Genomic DNA, 18,545 nt, shown 5'->3' with positions numbered 1-18,545 from the left:
GCAATCGAGTTAGAGATTACTTCACTTCGTTCGTAATGACATCTCTTTTTTAATTTTGGTTTTACAGACCTAAGCAAAAAAAAAGCCCCGGTAAAAATTACCGGGGCTTTGTATATCTAAAGGCTTATTCTACTAGTAGAATCTCGCACGATTATCTTCAATATCTGCTTTTTTACGAAGTGCTTCAAAAAGCCTTACAGAAGCATTTTGTCTTCTTTGTGCAGTTTCCTGCTCTGCAATTCCGCGGTAAGAATTCATTTCTGCCGCTTCGTTTTTACTCTCTAGCTCCACTACATAAACTCCTTTGTCTCCGGCAATAGGATTACTCACACTTCCCGGTTCTAAAGCGAATACAGATCCTACAACTTCCGGCTCTCTTCCTGCACCCGGTAGTGTTGGGCTGGAAAGATTAACTGCACTTGCAGTCTGTACTATTGTATTGTTAGCAGAAGCAATTTCCTGAAGATCTTTACTTTTAATTTTTTCCTTAAGAATTTCAGCTTTCTTCTGTTTTGTAAGAACAGGTATTACTTTAGAAGAAGCGTTTTCAGCAGTCATTAAGCCTTCTTTGTTCCTGGCCGTTAATTGCGCCACAACATATCCTGAAGGAATATCAAAACGCCTAATATCTCCAACACTTGCCTCATCTTCGAAAGCCCATTGAACAATTCTTCTTTGACTTCCAACTCCCGGAATATTCTCATCCAGTGCTTTTACGTTATTAACAGTCCTAACATTATATTCACTTGCTTTAGCAACTTCAGAAAAATCTCCTTCTTTTGCAGCAATCTCGAATTTAGTAGTTTCGTTAAATAGGTTGTTTCTGGAACGTTCTGAAGCTTCTAATTCTCTGGCGATAGTAGCAATTTTCACTGCTTTTTCTCTTTCGGTTTGCTCTTCAATATGAATAACGTGGTAACCAAAATCGGTTTCTACAACCCCTATATCTCCCGGATTGTTATCTAACACATAGCTATCGAATTCCGGAACCATCATTCCAGGCCCAAAATAACCAAGGTCTCCCCCATCCTGATTGTTAGAACGGTCTGAAGAAAATTCAGCAGCCAGTTCAGCAAATTTATCTTTATCTCCTCTTATCACATTTGTAAGGCTATCGGCTAAAGCTTCAGCTTCTGCTTTAGTTCTAGTTACATCTGGAGCAAATTGCTGCCCCTGGTAAGCCACAAGAATATGACTTGCTTTTGTTGAATCTGGAATTTGTTTGGTCTCAACTAATTTTGATAGTTTGAAATATCCATTATGCTGGTATGGTCCAAAAATCTCTCCTTCTTCTAAATTAAACAGCTCGTCGGCAAATTCTGAAGGCAATTGATTTTTGAACACAAACCTATCCTCATAAGGCAGGTCTGAATTTGCTTCTACAAAATCTTCATAATCATTAGTAGTATTAAAACCTGGAAGCGTATCGTTACTATTGGTTACCGCATTATATTCTACACGGCTTTCAATTAAAGAAGTTAGAGCTTCTTCAGCTTCCTGTACATCTTCATCTGAAGCTTTTTCTTCAAAATAAACATACCTGATATTTCTTGATGCTTCGGTCTCAAATTGCGACGGATTCTTTTTAATATAATCTCTAATTTCATCCTTACTTACATCAACTTCATCATCTGAAACCGAAGAATAAGGCAACTGAACAAAACGAAGGTCTACGCTGTTATTTGCGAAACGATAAGCCTGTTCAGCTTCGGTAATGGTAGCGCCAATCCCGGCGGTTACCATAGAGTAATACATGTTTTGGCGAGCCATATCACCCATATTACTCTCCATTTGTAACCATTGTTGGTAAGCTTCCGGCTGAGTAGATCTCATACTGGAAATATATTCACGAACACGGTTTTCATCAAACATACCGGCTTCGTTTTTAAAGGCAGGATTGTTCCCCATTTGGGTGCGCATCACTTCTCTAATTTGAGCTTTCCCGGCTCTTATCCCAAGTTTCTCCATTTCTTCTTTAAGAATGGTTTCACGAAGGGTTTGTTCCCAAACCTGACTTACAGCCTGGGTGGTGCTCGCATTAGAGCCCATGTTACGCTGGTAAGCTTCTACCTGACGGGCAAAATCTTCCCTGCTCACCTCTTCACCATTTATGGTTGCGATTGTATTTTGGTCTTTTTGCGAAGAAAAGCCTCCGTTACGAATTACATCGGCAAGGACAAAAGAGAAAAGTGCCAATGCAATGATGATGATCAAGAAAACAGAACGCTGTCTGATTTTATTTAATACTGCCATTTGTAGTTGTTATTTATCGAAATATAGTGGGCGAAAATAATGTTTTTAAGCTAATTATAAAACTTATAATTAGCAAATTATTAACTATTCGCCATTTAATCTGCAGGTTTAATTTTTAACTCTACCAATTCTATTTTAGTATTGGAAACTTCCAGGATTTTAAATGAAAAATTATCTATCTGTAATTCTTCGTTCTGCTGCGGAATTTCCTCGGTATGGTTTACAATATACCCCCCAAGGGTTTCATAATTTTCCCCTTCCGGGATATTGAGTTTATAGGTTTCATTTAAATAATCTACTTCTAAACGGGCGGAATATTTATAATGGTTTTCTCCTAATTCTTCTTCAGTAAGCACCACAGGATCATGTTCATCCTGAATTTCACCAAAAAGTTCTTCTACAATATCCTCAACGGTTATCATGCCGCTGGTGCCTCCATACTCATCTATAACCACCGCGATACTTTTACGCTTTTTAGTGAGGTTGCTTAACACATCTTTCACCCACATGGTTTCCGGCACAAAAACAACCGGAAGGAGTATAGATTTTATAGATTCGGGCTTTTTAAAAAGTTCGAACGAATGTACGTAGCCAATTACATCATCTATAGTTTCATTATAGATAAGCAATTTAGAAAGGCCGGTTTCAGTAAAAGTATTCACCAGATCCCGAGGTGCCTGGTGTTGATCTACCGCTATAATTTCGGTTCTTGGCACCATTACTTCCCTTGCTTTTATATCTGAAAACTCCAATGCATTTTGGAAAATCTGAATTTCAGAATCTACTTCCACATCGTCTTCAACGGTCTCCATCTGTTCATTGATGAAATTTCCGAGCTCAACTTTACTAAACGCCAGTTGCACTTCATCTCCTTCAGTCTTAAAAAATCTTTTCAGTATAAAATCTGAAATCCATATTATAAAAGTAGAGATTAGACCAAATAGTACATAGAACATATAGGCAGGCACTGCGAAAAATTTAAGCATTGAATTTGCATAAATCTGAAAAAATACCTTAGGAAGAAATTCTGCGGTAAGTAAAATTACCAGGGTAGAGATTACCGTTTGTGTAAAAAGATTTAAATCTAATATAAGATACTCCAGAAACGCATTATCTATAGGCTGAAGCCCCTGAAGCCAGTTCATTAGTAAATCTCCCATGAAAAAACCATAAACCACCAGGGCAATATTATTACCCACCAACATGGTAGCAATGAATTTTGAAGGTTTTTTGGTTAATCTTTTAAGAACGGTAGCCAGAAAATCGTTTTGACGTTTTTCTATTTCAATATAAATCTTATTGGAAGAAATATAGGCAATTTCCATCCCGGAAAAGAAGGCAGAGAGAATCAAGGAAAGGACAATTATAAGAATTTCAGTCTCCATTATTCCTGCTTGTTACGCTCCTCAATCTTACGCCTAAAACGTCTTTTAAAAAAGAACATAAAGATAGATATAACAACGAAAAAAATGAATAAATATGCCCTGCTGCGCTCGGAATTCCAGATTCTAACACTCTCAAACAGGAAGAAAGCAGCTATAAATAAATAAGCGAATTCAAAATATTTAAAATATTTACTCATCGGGTTTATTGTCTTTTATTATTTGAACCCCAACATTGGTTCGTGATCGAAAATTACCGAAATTTTGATTAGCATCAAAACCTTCACCTTCGTTAATTGCCCCATTCGGGAATTTAATAGTGTTAGGCTTGTCGGTAAAAACCCAGTTTATATTCTGGTCCCAAAATAATTGTGAAGCTTCCAGGCGCATACTATCGGCAGTATAGATTACTACGTTACCCTGCAGATCTATTAGGTTAGTCCCATCGTAAATTATTCCGTAATCGGAGGTAACTGTACTTTTCTCGTTGTTTTCATCGAATATCTCCAATTCCAAACCATCGGGAAACTCCCGGTAAGGAAATTCTTTATTGGTAAAATCCATCATTTTGGGGCTTTTTAAATTGGCCACCATTCTGCCAGAATCGGTATACTTAAGGTTAATCCCCTGCGCAATAGCCTGAGGTGCATCGCCCTCCATGTCTAAGGCCCGAATTTCATCAAGATTACCCTGACATGAAAAAAGCATTGTCACGCCTATGAGCGTGACAATGCCTGTTATTATTTCCTTATATGTTATTCTCATATTACATTTGTGGGATACGCACGGTTTCCCCAATCCAACATCCAATGTTTATAGCTTCACCGGTACTTTTACCCAATTGAAACACATCAGATTTTTGTGGCGCTCTACCTCTATAAGCAGTAGCAGTTTGATTCGCATTAGATGCAATAGAAGGATCTACTCTTGCAGCTCTTGCTGCATAATCTGCAGCTAACCAATAAACAGCTCTTTTATTAAAAGTATTATCACCACAGTCATTAGCACTTTGCGCAATCATATTAGAGATTTGCAAATATGCATTACCTAAAGACGGCTTGGCATCAATTGCTCTTCTATAGTAATTTCTTGCTTGAGAAAAACTACCTCTCTCTTTATAGTTAGAAGCGATTCTATAGTAAATTCTAGCCTTATCGTTAGGATCTTCTTCTAACTCCGCAGCTTCATTATAATATCCTAAAGCTTTAGTTCTATCGCCATCAGCTTCAGCCAACTGACCTAAAGAGTAAGCAGAACTTGCAGAAGGCTCTAATTGGTGCAAAGCTTCAGAAACCTGGAAGAACAATGGGTCTTCAGTACAATCTTTAGCAGATAATCTCGCGTTAGCATTCTGCAACCAATCTACATCAGATTTTTTGGCATCAAAATCTTTCTTATATAAAGGGATAAGATTATCACAATCTGCCCTTGCGCCAAGTTTTGCATTTAAAGCATTTTTTACACTGTTGTAGTTATTCAAGTTAATTTCAGCATTGCTAATTTGCTTTTTCTCTTTTGCAGTAAGATCTTCACCGTCTTCCTGTTTTTTCAACAACGGCGCTAATTTTTCAGCAGCATCATTTTCTTCTTCTTCAATCTTCTGCATTACCTTATCGTAATTATCAAAAACATCCTGAAGCTCTCTCTCACCGGCATCCTGCATATCTACCATTAATTGAAAATAAGCATACAAACCTTTTGGACTGGTAAAATTTTCACGATCTTCAATATATACTTTATCAAATGCTTTATAAAGCTCCTCTGTTGTTCCTATTTTGTTGTCAAATCTTAACTGCGCGATATCAGAATAAATTTTCCCTTTAGAAGTTTTATTGGGAAACAACTCCAAACGTTCTTCCCAAAGACTGATAAGCTCTTCGATAAATTGCTCTTTTTCGGCACCTTCAGCGTTTTCAATTTTATAGTTAAGAGCTCGTTCTCCATACTGGAATGTAGCCAAACTATATTTTGGACATTCTTCCCTTACTTTCATCAAAGGTTCGTAAGCGGCATCGTAATTTTTCGCTTTAGCATCATCATATGCTAAAGCAGCCATTGTTGCACAATCGTTAGACTGTGCGCTTAAAACACTTGAACCTAGAACGGCTCCCGTAATCAATGCTATAAATCTCGCTTTCATTTTTCTTGTTTTATTATTGTGGTTAATTAAATTTTCTTCTTTCAAACCATCTCCTGGCTTCGGTTAGGGAAAGCCCCACTGAAAGCCTGAAAAAATCTTCCTGAATTAAACCTGAATCGGTTGTACCGCGCTGTCCATACTCGAATCCAAGGTTTATATTAGAAAATCCCGGTCCTACAGGTAGTCCAACTCCAAAAGTGATGCCAAACTCATTAATATCCTGATTATTGATACTCAAACCAGTCTCTTCAAACCTGAATCCTGCCCTGTAAACAACACGATTGAAGTAATTTGTAATTGAGTTATATTGGGGAATATAATATCCGCCAAATTTATATTGAAAAGCATTTGAAAAGTTTGCATTTCCACCACCTGCATTACTAATACTCAAAAAAGAATTATCATCAGTACTCACATATTCTCCACCAAAAAACCACTTATTAGGCCTCCCCAGCCCTAAACCAAGAGTATATTTAGCCGGAAGTGTCAATTCTGAATCTGCCACCTCTATATTTCTTTCTTCCACCACTGATTCTCCACCTCTACCAGAAAAAGCTATTGTAGCCAATTGTCTGGAATTTTCAGCATTTATAGTAGTAGTTGGGGAATACGTCGCAGCTGCGTGTAAATTGAGTCCGTTTTTAAGTCTTTGCTGAAAATCGGCCCCAAAATTATAATTAAAACCCATAAGATCTGATCTACTCACATCCCTTGAACCTATCTGTACCTGTTGCCGTATAAGTGTTCTTCGATTCTGAAGATTTCCAAAATTATAATTTACATCCATCCCAATACTCAAAGAAGGAAGAATTTGGTATCCGGCTGAAAGAAAAGCTTTATTCATTCCGCCACGGCCTTCCAGCCTGCTCGCTACTTCTTCTCTAATATCCAGAATTTGATATCCCACAGAAGTATATGGTAATACCCCAAAAGCGAAACCAAGGTTTCCTCCTACCGGTATACCAATCGCCAAATAATCTAAAGAAGTTACTTTAGCGTTATCTTCAGCGGTATTCGAGCTTAAATTAAGTCTTTCGTGTGACCCCCCAATGGCATAGGTAGTCCTTCTTAACCTTCCGTAACCTGCAGGATTTCTAAGGTTAAGATGAATACTGTCTGAAAACATACTCAATCCCCCCATAGACCTGTTCTCTACCGTTCCTTTAAACGTGGTAAGTCCAATTCCGTAGTAAGAATAGGGTGATGATACATTTTCCTGAGCTGTAGTAACCACCGTAAAAAAAACAGCTACGATTACTATAAATCGTTTAATCATTGAGTCTTGTTAAATTCTAAAATGTAGTTTAAACCCTCTAAAAGAAAATTCGGGTTGGCAAATATGCCATTTTTTACCCGCTTTGACAAAATTTGCGTATCCCCTCCTGTTAAAATAATTGTTAAATATTTATAATCAGTCTTATAGCGGTCTATAATTCCATCGAGCTCTGCAGCTACACCATTCAAGACTCCAGATAAGATACTATTTCGTGTAGAATTGCCTATTAAACCAATGTTTTCCTCTAAATCTACCAGAGGAAGTTTGGCCGTAAAATGATGAAGGGCCTTTAAGCGCATTTGCAATCCGGGAGAGATTGCACCTCCCAAATATTCGTTCTTATTATTCTTAAAATCAAAAGTAATGCAGGTCCCGGCATCTATAATCAATAAATCTTCATTTTCATACTTTAAAGACCCGGCGGCCACCAGTGCCAAACGATCTTTTCCTAATGTTTGGGGAGAAGCATATTTATTTTTGAAAGGCAACTCAGTATTTTCGTTTAAAATAAAGAGTTTAGTCTCCTTTTTAAGGATTTTTTCCATCTCTAAAGTATTTTTCACTACCGAAGAAAGTATGGAAAAGGTGATTTGAGGATAATCTTTCTTTATTTCCTGAATTTTTTTTAAAAAATTTTCAAGCGGACTTATATAAGTTTCTAAAAGTTTAGCCTCCTGAAAAACAGCAGCTTTTACCGAAGAATTACCTACATCAATAATTAAATTCATAGCAAATTAGTTGTGCCGGCTAAATTACAAAAGCATTTTTTTAAATTTTCCTTTGTGAGATTATAAAAATGGATATATATTTGCAACCGCTTATAACAAAGCAACTGGTGCCTTAGCTCAGTTGGTAGAGCAAAGGACTGAAAATCCTTGTGTCCCTGGTTCGATTCCTGGAGGCACCACTTGAAAACCCGAGACGAAAGTCTTGGGTTTTTTTGTTTATGTATTTCCTACTGGGAATCGAACCTAAGGATTGTTGAGTGGAGGATGAATTTTGCTCTCAAGCCCCTGGCAGCTTCTCTTGGCACCTCAAGATTTTCGACTTATGCGAGAAATATTGCGACCTGTCAGAACACTATTTTTTTATGGCTCCAGAAAATGCTCTACATTTTAGGAAATTTGACCATTCTCCATGTACGATTGCCATGTTACCAGTACAAATTTTTTCATTCCATTTTCTTTCCTGCTCAGAAATCCATATTCATATACAAAAAGATAAACATCTCCCTGAGCATTTTTCCAGTAATGGGTAAAAAACTTTGGGTTGAATCCCTGTTCTATTAATACTTCAGATTTAACCGTGGCTTTTCCTGCCTTATTAAACCTTTTCAGAATCCTTCTATTGGTTTTAAGATGCCTGTCAACCCGAACATAAAATCCGCTGCCTTCTTCCTGGAGGGCCTGGTAATGATAAGCGCTTTTGCAAGAACATGTGGAGGTTTGTATATCCCGCTTTTGAAGAAGATTATAAAATAGTATTGTTCGACCATACCGGGCTGAGATATTTCCTGGAGTGATCAGGCTAAAAACAGGAGCCGTTAATTTTTGAATATCCACTTATTTATTAGGAATCTGTCGCATTGACCAATTCTCCTTTAACTTCAATATATTCTTTGAGATTCGAATGAAGGATCCGGTCAATCTCTTCATTTTTTCCCACTACCGTTTCTGTGAAAAGCATTCCGAAGAGGGGGTAAACTTTGTAATTTATCTTTCTCAGATCGAGCGGCTTTTCAAAATTCTTCAAAAGTGCCTCATAATCAAAACTTTCTATTTCCTTCACTTTAATGCCTGAGTTGTTGTCTAGTGCGATAAGATTAAACTGTTTTCCTCTTCTCGTTAAAAAAATTTTATCCCAGTCGGGTTTTTTTGAATTAAAGAAGTACTCATACGAATTGATTCCATAGGCGTAAAATGACAGGTCCCCAGTTGTACAAAAGCCTCCAAACCTTAAAGGATTTACTTCTATAGGGTTAATCCTGCCTTCTTTTGTGATACGTAACTCCAGGTGTGCCGGAAAATTTTTTAGAAGTGCTTTTCTCCCTACCATCTGCAGAAAATCCTGAACCTTATCTTTATGTTTTTCGATAATTTCAGGGGAAGTGTAATACACCCGGTCGCTTACATCCTTGGCAGATGAGAAAATGTGGTGAAGAATATTCAAAATCACCGGTTCTCCCTCTTTATCAAAATAGCAATCGACCGCATACTCTTCCCCATCTATGAATTCTTCAATAATAAACTCTGTAAGTTCTATTACTTCCTTAGGAAACATATCCTGAGCATCTTCAATTTCTATTTCAATATCATCCAAAACTTGATGCCATTCAAGGGAATTATCAACTTTATGAACTGCAATACTAGAAAAGCCAACTGAAGGTTTTATAATAAATGGAAATTTCAAGTTTTCAGGATCAATATCCCGAAGATCAGCATATTTTACTCCTATAAAAAAGTAATCGGGAAAAGAGGTCCTTATCAATTCCCTGAACCGAATCTTATTCTTGAAAAGTGCAATCTGTCCCGGGAGCAACGAACCGGAAGCATTTTCCTGAAGCCACTGTATGTTGTTTTCTGAATTTGAATAGATGACACTTTCTTTATTTTTCATAATTTGTGCAACGGCATCCTCCTCAGATATCCAGTTCAGGTTTTCTTCCTGAACCATTTCCCTTGCATGTTTGGTTGCTATTACCGGAAATTTGTTCTCCCTGATTGTTTTCACCAAAAAATCTGAAACGTAAGGTTTACCCAATAAAATCATACTTGTACTTTTAGAGCAGCAAATTTACTGTTGTAAATATTGTTTCACAGAATATACAGAAGATTTTTTTCCTCAATTTGTGGATTTTGTTCTTTTTTTCTTTTATAGATTTCTTGATCAACAGTTAACACCAGCTTTTGACCTTCGATTACACAAGGTTCGGAATTATCAATTCCAATGGGCTTTGATTTGTGTTCTAAAATCTTGATTTGTGCGTTTATATATTCTTTCCAAATTCTTTTCTGATCCATTGGCCGTTATTTCTTCGAACATTAATAAGTTTTATTGATCGCTAACAACTAGGTTGCTGAATAAGCCCAAGATGATTTTTCCCGGTACTCTCTGATACTATATTCAAAATCAGAAATTTCAAAGCGAGTAGTGAGAAGCTGCCATTTTAAGTACATCATTGGCCAGTTAACATGAAGCAGATTGTAGCTTGTAGCGAAAGTGAAGCTGCCAAATGACCTGGGAGATAAATCTATAAAATTATCTTAATATTTTATAAATTTATTCCTAAAATCTCATAGCCTCTATTCGATAATAATGTAGCTACGAAAGAATGATAAGCGCAATAAGTAAAACAAAGACCAGTGGCTCAAAATTGTAAAGCTCTTGATAATGCTCAATATTTTTCTAGTGCAGAATACTTTTTATAAGATTAAAATTTGATATTGATATCCCTTAAGCTACCCATTCAAGTACGAATAAGTCTTTGGACTACTATTTTAATTTCAGAACAACTAAGCCATTTGAGAAAGGAAAGCCCTTAGAGGGAATCAAAATTAAGAGCGCTTTCACGATAAGATAGCGATATTTTTGTCTTTTTATAATTTATAAGTCACCAGTTATGAATTGTTTAGATATATTCATATCTCCAATTTAACTTCTAACAACTTGTTATTATGAAAAAATTACTACTATTATTGATCTTTACTATCTATACAATCTCTGTTTTTTCACAAGATACACTAATTCGAAAAACAGGAAATTACATCGATAGCTGGAATGAAAGAATCCATTTTTTTGCAGGTGGCGGGATTTCTGTCATAGCGAATGGGAACGTATACGAACTTCCTAAGGTCGATAAATCGAATAAAAGTGTTTTTATTGATGACGCTTCAAGACTTAAGCCTAACATTAGTACTGGGATTGTATTTACACCTTTCGTAAGTACAATTACAAATTATTACAGTGATGTTGACCAAAATGGCGATGAGGTAACTGTTAAACATTTTACATATCGCCCTGGATTATTTTCGGTTGCTTTATTTGTAAATCCAATTAGTTTTACTTCCTCCGATAGTAATTTAAGTAACACTGTAGATTTAGGACTTGGGTTAGGGCTACGTTCTGGTGGTTTTTCTGGGTTTTTAACATTCGAATTTTTTCAATTAAAGCAACCAACTGACTTTTTTGTAGACAGATATTATGGGAGTAATTATGATCCGGATAATCCATCAGCCTCGCAATATATTATAGATGGTCAAGTACAAAGTTCCCTAGATTACAGTGATAATAGCATTATAAAAAACCGTATCATGAGTGCTATCGGTTTGAAGTTTGCTTATTCATTTGACATTATATCTGCCTCTAAAACTCAATATGATGAATTCAGAGAACCTAAATCAAACTCTGTTCCTGCTAATTCTAAAAATGAGACTGATACAAATCCTGCACCTAGTCCCCTTGAGGAAAATTAAGTTACAACTACATTAAAAGATCTTTTAGTAATCAAAAGTTTGAGAAGAGATTTCCAGGTTCTAACGGAAATTCCTTTCTAAGTTCACTGGTCTATTTTACTACAGCTGTAGAATATGCTCAAGTTTTTTCCAGTGTAGATTATCGTCACACAGTTCAAAATCTGGATTAGAGTACTCTTGGAACATGTATTACTGTGTAAACTAGTCCATGGATGGTTTAAGAGGTGAGCTTCTGGAGGCACCACCTTAAAACCCTGAAAACAGCAATGTTTTCGGGGTTTTTTAATTTTAGGGTGTTACATAGGGTGCAAAATAATGGATCAAGGATCAAGCCCAATTGTTGTGTTTATGCAAAAATTGTAGTTAATCTGTAGAGGAAGAATTCTACATTTTTTACTCCTCTAAACTGAGCCCTAAACGCTTTTATCTTTGCATTGAAAGATTCTGCTGATGCGTTTGTACTTCTGTTGATAAAGTAATTTTCATTACAAGTTCTCTATGAAAACTATTGAATAACCGCTTTCCAGAAAAGTTTTCTCGCAGTGACTATATCTGAGTTTGAGGTAAATACTGAAAATTATAATCCTGTAATATCTTCAGTACCAAAATTAGTAGGAGGGAAATTTTCCATGGTTTCGTCCAGAATTTCAACCTTTCCTGTATCGAGACTGTAAACGGCCCCAATAATAAGAAGATTCCCTTTGCTATAAGCATCGCTCAACACCGATTCCAGCTCCCGCAAATCATTTACCTGGTTTATTACGTTCTGCCGCACTGCATTATTTATTTCATCACCTTCCATATTTTTTACGGCAAGGGCGGCAGGCTTTATGGCATTGATCAATGTTACAATATGACCAGGTGGATCTGCAGGTATTTTAACCGCGGCACTCACAGCACCACAACTGGTATGGCCCAACACAACAATTAATTTTGTACCCAGATTGAGATAAGCATATTCAATTGTTGCGTATGACGCCTGAGCCATTACCTGTCCCGCAGTCCTGGCCACAAAAAGATCTCCAAATCCCTGATCGAATAAGGCTTCAGAAGAAACCCGAGAATCTGAACATCCTACAATAATAGCAAAGGGTGCCTGGCCCTCCGATAAACTTTGAATAAGAGCAGGATCCTGGCGGGGATGTATACTTGTCCCCTCTTCAAACCTTTTGTTGCCACCTTTTAATTTTTGTAAGGCGTAATACGGATTTGCAAAGGCTGAATCTCTATTTACTATATAATTATCTTTTCTCCATTGAGGATTCTGCATATTTTTCTCCCTTTTGATTTTTTCCTTTTCCTGGGAGCTTAAAGCTTCCTGGGTCTGTGCACAGGAAGTTTGCACGAACATTAAAAATAACACACAGTATAAGGCGAACGGTGATTTTTTTATAATCATCTCTCTAGGTTTTATAATTTATATTTGAACAGTAAATATTAATATGTATAACTAAAACATTACCTAAATTATATGATGTAAATGTTCCAATGGAAATTTAAAATCAATTATTATATTTTCATCTAAAACTATTCTAAACAATTTCATAAATAAAAGATAAAGTATTAATGCCCGTTGAATTTTACTTCCCTGTAAATCATACCTGTCAAATTGAAAAGCCTTGTAGATTATTGGTTCTAATCAAAAACCTCGGAGCAAGACCACGAGGTATGCATTGGAAAATACTTTTAAAACATTCGAGGCAAGCCCGCCTGAATGATTCGGGCAGGCGGGTTAAACCCTCAATGAGGGATTAAAACAGGGAATAAAATAAACTTTATGGATCTTCATAAGCTTTAAATACTCCGTAAAACTCTTGTCTGAAACTGCATCATTTTGATGTCGTGACCCCTTTTTATTTTATTTCAGATCGAACATCCTTCAAGTTGGCTTGCTTTTCTTGATGCGCAGGGTTTATTGTTGTCAGCTTTATTTGTTCAGCCACTTTTGCTTCAGTCTGGCTGCACTTTCCGACAAAGCTCTAATTGTAAGCCACAATTTGTACCTGAAATAAATTCTCTTCAAAATTCACCTGATCTTTTAAAACCTATAAATAAAGTTAGAGTTTCACTAAATGACTGTTAACTATAATTCGCTATTAATGAACAAGTTGTAATTTGATAAGTAATTTAAAATATGACTATGAAAAGTTTAAAACTGAATCAAAAACAGGATTCCCGCAGTGAAATTTTTAATATTAGAATAGTACTGATGCGTTAATTTTAGTTGTTAAATAAGTTCAGTTGTTCTTTGTCATTTTGATTTGTTTGATAGTCGGTTAAGATTTCGTTTAAAGGAGTTTTATCGAATACTGAGATCCCTAATATTTACACGATTTCATAGATTGATAGATTACTTTTCATTTCATGTTTGACACGTGCTACAATGAGGTAGGTGCATATGGCAACCCAAATGTGGATATTGACTGCATTTTCTGAATGTCCCCATAATTTTTTTATGGATAGGTTTTGTTTTATCCATTTAAAGAAAGTCTCAACTTGCCATCTATTGCGGTAAAGGTTGGCTATTTCCAGAGCTAATACTTCATGATTATTAGACAGAAAAGTAAGCAGGATATCGTTTTGATCATCGTAATATTCAACCAAGCGTAGCGGTTCGGGATAAAGTTTACTTGATTTAACCCGGCTAATAGGATTGTCTTATCGCTTTTCAGCCCAAATCTTAGATCGATGTTGTAATTATTTTCACTAACAGTATAATCCATCGTAGTCTTTGCTCTGGAAATGAAAAAAGCACCCATTTCATGCATGTGGTATAATGCGGCAAAATCTATATATGCTTTATCCATCAGATATATTGCTCCAGTTACAGGGGCAATTACATCCAATATATTGCTGTCATGATATTTACCATCGGTAATCATTACAAAAGAGGGAATACTCCCTCTTAGATCCAACAATGTGTGCATTTTTATAGCGCCACGAGAATATTTTCCCGGAGCCCAACTAAAAAGTTTTAAGCTCAATGAGATTGTTGTTGAATCTAATGCAAACACCTCATTTTTAAGATCGATGTTGGGAATTGGAAAATCAGCGTACATTGGCCTGACTTGGTCTATCAAATACTGACCGAATTCTGCAAATATTCTCCAATCCCTACTTTCATTGGCTCGTGAAATGCTTGATTGATTAACTTGCTTTTTAATACCGAGATGGTATAGCTTGTTTTGATGGGCTTTCAGGCAGGTACAAATATCGCGTAACGAGTTTCGGGCAGTTAGCTGACCAAAGAATAATTGAATAAATTGGTTCCAACAATTGAACTCCCTTATTCCGTGGTCTCCATTGTATTTGGAAACGCACTTTTCAAACTCATAGCGGTTAATAAACTGCAAAAGTTGAGCGAAAATATATTTACCTGTATTCATAGCTTGCCATAAAAAAAGGGCAAAGCTACTGATCAATTCAAATCAAAAAATCAAAGAACGCATATAAGTATTTTATTATCAGATAATTATAAACATATTAAAAAAATCAACGCATCACTAGTAATATTAGAATGTTAATTGCAGTACTTCTCTTTGTCTTCATTTCATCTCCCTTGCGGGCACAGGACATGAAAACAGGACCAGTGATAAATACTAATAATCCTATGGAAATCCAACCTATGGGTCCTAATCCTGACTGGGCTCCAAACATTGATCCTCAAATGCTGGCAGTCATAGAACAATTCATGGCTTTTGAAAATCCAAAGGTTTCAGAAATAAGTCCGTTTCAGTTTAGAAATGCAAAATTGCCGGTAGAAGCGGTAATGGCTTTGCTTACAAAGACGGGAATAGAGGCATCAAAGCCAAAAGTGGATATTTCTCATAAGATACTTCCTGTAGGACCTGAAGAAGGTATCCTCGTTAGAATATATAAGCCAGTTTCAGCAAATAGTCAGGAACAAAATTTACCGGTGATTGTTTATTATCACGGCGGAGGCTGGGTTATAGCAGATCTTAATACCTACGAGCCTTCAGCTATCGCACTTTCTGATCTCACAAATGCCATAGTAGTATCTGTAGCATACAGGTTAGGACCGGAACACGTTTTTCCGGCGGCTCATGATGATTCTTATGCTGCCTACAAATGGGTAGTGGAAAATGCAGCAGAATTGGGTAGTGATCCAAATAACATAGCTACTGCCGGTGAGAGTGCGGGAGGAAATTTAGCTGTTGCCGTGCCTTTAATGGCAAAAGAGCAGGGTTTAAAAATGCCTGTGCATATTCTTGCCATTTACCCAATCGCAGATGGAGATGTACAATCACCAACTTATGATCAATATGAAAAGGCAGTTCCCCTAAACAGGGGTCTTATGAAGTGGTTTTTCAATAAATATGTTCCAGATTGGGAAACTAAGGAGGAACCGCTAGTAAATTTAATAGATGCTGATTTGAGTCAATTGCCACCAACAACTATTATCAATGCAGAAATTGATCCATTGCAATATGAAGGTGGAGAGCTGGCAGAAAAACTAAAAGAAGCAGGCATTGATGTTAAAAGAGAGGTTTTTTCAGGTGTAACTCATGAATTTTTCGGAATGGCAGCCGTATTGGAACAGGCTGTTGAGGCACAAAAAATGGCAGCAGAACGACTTAAGGAAAGTTTTAATGACAAATAATTCCATATTGAATAGAGAAAATATATTTATGATATACAGGCAGGTCACGAAAGAATGCAAAGTACGTAGTGAAAAGCTGGGGATCCTAGCTATTAAAGAGGCGAGTACGGTGTTTGGTTCTTTTCTTACATCTTCGAAAATAAAAAAACCCGCTCAAAAAAGCAGGTTCTTTATCTATAGTTCTTCTAAAATTACTCCGGAATTACCGGTGGCAATTTGTCTGTATACATCTTTTGGTAAGTGGGACTGTTCATACCGCTCTCACCTACGGTTCTAAATTTTTCCGCAGCCATCTTTGCAGAGGCGCTTTTCGTTTGCTGAGCTTTCCCAAGGAGATGGTTCAGAGAAGCCTTTAAAAGAGGCTCTGAAGTTTCTCCCAAAACACCCATGTCACTAAGGTCTTCTGCATAAACTACATCCGGCTCCAATCCACTAATATAATCTGATTTTCCTGCAGCATTGGAAGATTTAAAAACTAGCGGCTGAATCGCATACTTATGATTTTCATTGGCACCATCACGGGAAAAATCTGAACTATCATAAAGCGTTACCGAAGCCTGAAATTTTCCTGTGGTAGTCTCTCCTACCTGAACAACGTTAACATAAGGTTCAAGACCGTTAATCACTAGCTCACTCGCCGAGGCTGTCTTTCCTGAAGTCAAGACATAAACTCTCGAAAGATTAAGGCTATTAATAGCTTCTGTAGTTCTAATCTCTGAATTGAAACGATTGATTAATCTTTCAGGATTGTTCATTTCAAAATGGTCCTGGTATTTTTTATTCCATTGTTCTTTCATAAAGATCTCTCCCTCGAACTGACCTGTGATCATACTGGCAAGGTCCACTGCCGATTCTACAGAACCTCCTCCATTGTATCTTAGATCCAGTATAAGATCTGTCACAGCTTCGGCTTTGAATTGACCGAAAGCAGCATTCAATTCACCATCAAAATCGGCGATAAAACTATTGTACATGATATATCCTACTTTTTGACCCTCAACATCAAGAGTCTTAGCGATATGCACCGGATTGGCAATATATTGTGAATGCTGTAACGTAGTAGTTTCATCACTCATTACGATCGACCCGTTTTGAATTTCCCCAATATTGATCGTCAAAGAGTTCTTATCGAGTAAGGCTGAAAAATTATCCGTAGTCAATTTCACCCCGTCTACCTCAGTAAAAACAGTTCCCCTGGTGAGTCCGGCTTCGTCGGCAGAGGTTCCGGGTATAATATATTGAAGAAATGCAAAAATATTGTTAGTTCCGCCTATACGTCCCAGTCCATATTTCATCCCAGCTGTGCTACTGCTGGTTCCTTCAAATTTTTCCTCAAGCGCTATATAATCATCTGTAAGAAAGCTAAATCTATCCTGTGAGGAAACAATAGCATCAAAAAGTTTTTCGGGAGATCCAAAACCGGACAGAAACTCGTTCTTCTCTGTATCGTCTATAAAATAAGAGTCAGCAAGCTCGGGTACATCAGCCTTATATAGATAAATGTCGTTCATGCCTTTATAGATGAAATGTTCCACTTCAATTTCATTGGCTTGTTCTGTTTTAGAATTTTTCTCGGTTTCCGAGAGGGCATTTTGTAGCTCTTCGTCATCCTTCTCACAAGAGATAAGAAAGAATCCCGATAAAGCGAGCATCGCAAATAATTTATTAATTCTCATATGTTTTCCTGATTTTTATTTACACAGCAGTAATTGAGAGTCCTGCCTCTATAATTTCAACTGCATAAGATTTGGTGTATCCTGTATAGTGCATCAACTGTGCCAAAATAAAGATTCTCCCATAACATACTGTATAGGTTTATTTCCAAGAACATTGGGATAATCCTGGGTTATTAAGAAGATTTACGACAACAGACCCTTAAAATTTGCTTCCTGGTAATCGCCTGTCTATTTCTCCTTCAACATCTTATTAACCAACTGATTGCCGGAAAAAACTGCTCCTTCCATATACCCACCGTAAACGGGTGATGTTTCAGAATTTGAAATCAATACTTTTCCACCATAAAGTGACTCCTTAAAAATGCTGTTTCCATTGTTTTGATGGGGCAGAAAAGTTTCTCCCGTATTGGCATTTGTAAACTTTTCATTTTGCCACACAACCTCTTCGTAACTGGTGTATTCTCCTGCTTCTCTCCCAAACAGACGTTTTAACTGAGTAATGACCTTTTCTTCCCGTTCTACTCTTTTCAGATTTCCAGAAGCGGGATGTAAGAATCCACACAGGGCGAATCTAGAATTCGTAGAATCGCTATGGTCATAATATTCTATAACAGGACCCTGGTTACTTACAATGATTGAAACTTTATGGTCTTTCCAAAAAGGCTCTTTGTAAACAACACCAGCTTTAATTGATTCCTGCATCCAGGTATGGGTGTTTCTGGCTT

16 protein-coding genes, 1 tRNA gene and 1 pseudogene are annotated in these 18,545 nt (G+C 36.9%); 3 read left to right on the top strand and 15 right to left on the bottom strand.

The genetic code is table 11. From position 1 onward, the window contains the following. Positions 1–132: 132 nt before the first annotated feature. The 6 genes from LB467_RS13550 to LB467_RS13520 form a co-directional block, all read right to left on the bottom strand. Positions 133–2,253, bottom strand: a complete 2,121-nt coding sequence (locus LB467_RS13550) for a peptidylprolyl isomerase (protein WP_224474584.1) — start codon at positions 2,251–2,253, stop codon at positions 133–135. A 95-nt stretch (positions 2,254–2,348) separates the two neighbouring features. After that, the gene (locus LB467_RS13545) at positions 2,349–3,638 is read right to left on the bottom strand and encodes a hemolysin family protein (protein WP_224474583.1); all 1,290 of its coding nucleotides are present in this window, start codon (positions 3,636–3,638) and stop codon (positions 2,349–2,351) included. 189 nt (positions 3,639–3,827) lie between these two features. After that, positions 3,828–4,400: an LPS export ABC transporter periplasmic protein LptC gene (gene lptC, locus LB467_RS13535; RefSeq protein ID WP_224474581.1), complete on the bottom strand. Its 573-nt coding sequence runs from the start codon at positions 4,398–4,400 to the stop codon at positions 3,828–3,830. A 1-nt stretch (position 4,401) separates the two neighbouring features. Continuing rightward, on the bottom strand, positions 4,402–5,775 hold the full coding sequence (locus LB467_RS13530; RefSeq protein ID WP_224474580.1) for a tetratricopeptide repeat protein: 1,374 nt from the start codon (positions 5,773–5,775) through the stop codon (positions 4,402–4,404). Between the two features lie 22 nt (positions 5,776–5,797). Next, positions 5,798–7,051, bottom strand: a complete 1,254-nt coding sequence (locus tag LB467_RS13525) for an outer membrane protein transport protein (protein WP_224474579.1) — start codon at positions 7,049–7,051, stop codon at positions 5,798–5,800. Beyond that, complete coding sequence (locus LB467_RS13520) at positions 7,048–7,779, bottom strand: type III pantothenate kinase (RefSeq protein ID WP_224474578.1); 732 nt, start codon at positions 7,777–7,779, stop codon at positions 7,048–7,050. Before LB467_RS13520 ends, LB467_RS13525 begins: the two co-directional genes overlap by 4 nt. A 106-nt stretch (positions 7,780–7,885) precedes the next feature. On the opposite strand from LB467_RS13520, the gene LB467_RS13515 reads away from it, so the two are divergent. Next, positions 7,886–7,958, top strand: a tRNA-Phe gene (locus LB467_RS13515). Positions 7,959–8,166: 208 nt separating this feature from the next. On the opposite strand, the gene LB467_RS13510 is transcribed toward LB467_RS13515, so the two are convergent. From LB467_RS13510 to LB467_RS13500, 3 genes are read right to left on the bottom strand one after another with little or no spacing between them, the layout of a single operon-like run. Continuing rightward, positions 8,167–8,613: a hypothetical protein gene (locus tag LB467_RS13510; protein ID WP_224474577.1), complete on the bottom strand. Its 447-nt coding sequence runs from the start codon at positions 8,611–8,613 to the stop codon at positions 8,167–8,169. Positions 8,614–8,620: 7 nt separating this feature from the next. Continuing rightward, a complete protein-coding gene (locus LB467_RS13505) occupies positions 8,621–9,820 on the bottom strand; it encodes an ATP-grasp domain-containing protein (protein ID WP_224474576.1) in 1,200 nt (399 codons plus the stop codon). A gap of 44 nt (positions 9,821–9,864) precedes the next feature. Next, a complete protein-coding gene (locus LB467_RS13500; RefSeq protein ID WP_224474575.1) occupies positions 9,865–10,071 on the bottom strand; it encodes a hypothetical protein in 207 nt (68 codons plus the stop codon). Between the two features lie 654 nt (positions 10,072–10,725). Here LB467_RS13500 and LB467_RS13495 point away from each other — a divergent pair. Further along, entirely contained in the window at positions 10,726–11,523 is a 798-nt protein-coding gene (locus LB467_RS13495; protein WP_224474574.1) for a hypothetical protein, read from the top strand. A 346-nt stretch (positions 11,524–11,869) separates the two neighbouring features. Here LB467_RS13495 and LB467_RS19085 read toward each other — a convergent pair. From LB467_RS19085 to LB467_RS13475, 4 genes and pseudogenes are all read right to left on the bottom strand, one after another. Next, positions 11,870–12,004: pseudogene (locus tag LB467_RS19085) on the bottom strand (transposase); the annotation flags it as partial. Positions 12,005–12,100: 96 nt separating this feature from the next. Further along, on the bottom strand, positions 12,101–12,922 hold the full coding sequence (locus LB467_RS13485) for a carbonic anhydrase (protein WP_224474573.1): 822 nt from the start codon (positions 12,920–12,922) through the stop codon (positions 12,101–12,103). A 926-nt stretch (positions 12,923–13,848) separates the two neighbouring features. Continuing rightward, positions 13,849–14,127: a transposase gene (locus LB467_RS19215; RefSeq protein WP_224474572.1), complete on the bottom strand. Its 279-nt coding sequence runs from the start codon at positions 14,125–14,127 to the stop codon at positions 13,849–13,851. Then, positions 14,058–14,909 (bottom strand): IS4 family transposase, encoded by an 852-nt coding sequence (locus tag LB467_RS13475; protein WP_224474571.1) that lies wholly within the window; start codon positions 14,907–14,909, stop codon positions 14,058–14,060. Before LB467_RS13475 ends, LB467_RS19215 begins: the two co-directional genes overlap by 70 nt. Before the next feature lie 188 nt (positions 14,910–15,097). Between LB467_RS13475 and LB467_RS13470 the strand changes: the two genes are divergently transcribed. Next, positions 15,098–16,144 carry an alpha/beta hydrolase gene (locus tag LB467_RS13470; RefSeq protein ID WP_224474570.1) on the top strand — a complete coding sequence of 349 codons (1,047 nt, stop codon included), beginning with the start codon at positions 15,098–15,100 and terminating at the stop codon, positions 16,142–16,144. Between the two features lie 191 nt (positions 16,145–16,335). Here LB467_RS13470 and LB467_RS13465 read toward each other — a convergent pair whose 3' ends face one another. Next, positions 16,336–17,820: a S41 family peptidase gene (locus LB467_RS13465; protein ID WP_224474569.1), complete on the bottom strand. Its 1,485-nt coding sequence runs from the start codon at positions 17,818–17,820 to the stop codon at positions 16,336–16,338. A gap of 228 nt (positions 17,821–18,048) precedes the next feature. After that, positions 18,049–18,545 (bottom strand): FAD-dependent oxidoreductase (locus tag LB467_RS13460; RefSeq protein WP_224474568.1); only part of this gene is annotated, 497 nt, incomplete at its 5' end.

The organism is Salegentibacter tibetensis (genome assembly GCF_020164485.1).
GTDB classification, from domain to species: Bacteria; Bacteroidota; Bacteroidia; order Flavobacteriales; family Flavobacteriaceae; genus Salegentibacter; species Salegentibacter tibetensis.
Note: the sequence above shows the minus strand (reverse complement) of the source record. Positions and strands in the feature narration are given on the sequence as shown.